We start from the raw sequence: 2,220 nt of genomic DNA, 5'->3' as shown, positions 1-2,220 counted from the left end.
GCGGTTGAGTCGGCCTGAAGCGCGGTACCGATGTTGCCATCGGTCCGTTTCTTCAGGCCGCTCTCCGAACCCGGCGTGCCCATTACTGAGCACCGGGCTCTCCACAGTCTCTGCCGCTTGGCTGTTCTCAAGCAGGCGCCCAAGGGCCGGGAATCGTGTTGCCTCGGTAGCGGTACCGGGTTATCGCCGGTGTCCGCGACAGATTGATCAACTCGACTCCATCCGCAGCGATTGGCAGCCACGACCCATGCGGGCCGAGGAGCCGCTTACGAACGTCCGACCACGTCCAACGATGCATTGTCTTGAGCCACATGACCACTCGTCGCCAGAGGAAGTCCTCGAGCATTCCGAATGTGTGCTTCGCGACGGCATGTCGAAAGTAGTTGGCCCAGCCGTGCATAATCTGATTGAGCCGGATCAGCACGTTCTTGAGGTCTGCCTGTGACGTCCTGCGGGTCAGGTCACGAATCTTGTCCTTCACCGATCTGATGGGCCGGTCGGCGATGAACGTATAGACGTACCACTTGTTACTTCCCTGCTTGCGGCTCCGCTGGATGCGGAACCCGAGGAAGTCGAACCCACACTCGATGTGCACGACTTGGGTTTTCGCTGCTGACAGCATCAAACCCAAGGGCTCGAGCACACGAGCCACCTCGTCCCTGATCTGTTGGGCGTCGTCGGCGTTACCGTGAACCATGATCACGAAATCGTCTGCGTAGCGGACGATTCGCCAATTAGGCTCACTGTGCCGGCGGCGTTTCCTGCGCTGATACTGGCTGTCCATCCTGCCACCGGGAAGCCAGTCACGGTGCCAATGCTCATCGAGCGCAGACAATGCGACGTTGGCGAGCAGCGGAGACAAGATGCCGCCTTGCGGGGTGCCGGTATGTGTTTGTCGTGTACTTCCGGTCTCGGTCATGATGCCGGACTTGACAAACGCCTTCACCAGCGCCAAGACCCGTTTGTCTTTGACTCGGGCTCGCACCCGATCCATCAGGGCCGAATGGGAGATGGAGTCGAAACACGCCTCGATGTCGGCGTCGAGCACCCAGTGATAGCCCTTGGTGCCGAAACGCTGGATCTCGGCGATCGCGTCCTGAGCGCGCCGCTTGGGTCGGAACCCGTACGAGACCGGCATGAAGTCGGCCTCGAAGAGGGGTTCAAGCACTAGTTTCAGCGCAGCTTGAACGGTCCGGTCCGCCACGGTGGGAATACCGAGGCGTCTGACTTTCCCCGACCCACCTGGCTTAGGGATCTTGCGTTCCCGCACCGGTAGGGGCGAGAATCCGCCGGACTTGAGGTCCGAGCGTAAACCGTCCAGAAATGCCGAGGCACCGATGTCCCGTTCGACATCGAAGGCCGTTAGGCCGTCGACACCGGCGGTCCGGGCGCCTTGGTTACCCGCGACTCGGTCGAACGCCACCATCAGCGTCGCCGGGTCGTGCACGAGGTTGAACAGGTCGTCGAACCGGCGGCCGGGATCGGCCACCGCCCAACGGTGAAGCTTGGTCTGCATCTCCAGTACCCGACCTACCGACCCCGAAAGGCCGAAGTGGATCGGGGCGTGGCCATTCGGCGACGCATCTTCTGACATTGCAGTGTCCTTCCCTTCTCGAAACTGCTGCCGCCCTTCCCCATGTGACCGGCTTTCCCGGCCTCGGAGTACTACGGCGACTCCGCCCCGCTGCGGCCCGATCGGCCGACGGTGAACCCAACCACCTCCCGCGCTGGCGGCGCGGGAGGTGGTGAGGACCGCAGCGGTTCCCGTGTTCACTGTTGACCGTTTGTTGCAGTAGGCGCCCGACTCTGTCCCGACGGCATCGCCACGGTTACGCCGCAGGCATTCACCGTGGCCTCCCAGACCTGCAAATAGAGACCTGCCCAGGAGTTCCCTGCTTCGTGATGAGGAAGCAGGTGCGCGCCGTGACCGACCCAGGTCCGCCAGGTTTCGGGTCGGTGACTCATTACGGGACGTAAAACGCCGGTTTCTCTCGTACACCTCTGCATCTCGCTTGCCGAACCCGATTCATCTGGCAGTGCTGAACCGTCCCGGCGTTGTCACGGCTGCTCTCGCCCTCACCGACACCTCTCGGGTCAGGCTGCCGTCAGCTACGCTCACCCCACTGCGATAGGGCTCGCGGTGCAGGTCTTTCACCTCCACTCGGTCAATCAGCGCTTTCCACGGCGCACCTATGTGTCAAGTCAAGTGAGACAGTGACG

At 62.2% G+C, this 2,220-nt stretch carries 1 protein-coding gene; it reads right to left on the bottom strand.

The window, feature by feature from the left end; all coding sequences use genetic code 11:
- Positions 1-127: 127 nt before the first annotated feature.
- Positions 128-1,516 (bottom strand): group II intron reverse transcriptase/maturase, encoded by a 1,389-nt coding sequence (ltrA, locus tag MTX36_RS29345; RefSeq protein ID WP_243623179.1) that lies wholly within the window; start codon positions 1,514-1,516, stop codon positions 128-130.
- Positions 1,517-2,220 lie beyond the last annotated feature (704 nt).

Source organism: Rhodococcus sp. ARC_M6 (genome assembly GCF_022810305.1).
Lineage (GTDB): Bacteria > Actinomycetota > Actinomycetes > Mycobacteriales > Mycobacteriaceae > Rhodococcus_F.
Note: the sequence above shows the minus strand (reverse complement) of the source record. Positions and strands in the feature narration are given on the sequence as shown.

Coding starts and splice junctions, on each gene's coding strand:
- ltrA (WP_243623179.1), bottom strand. CDS start 1,516: ATGCAGACCAAGCTTCACCGTTGGGCGGTGGCCGATCCCGGCCGCCGG.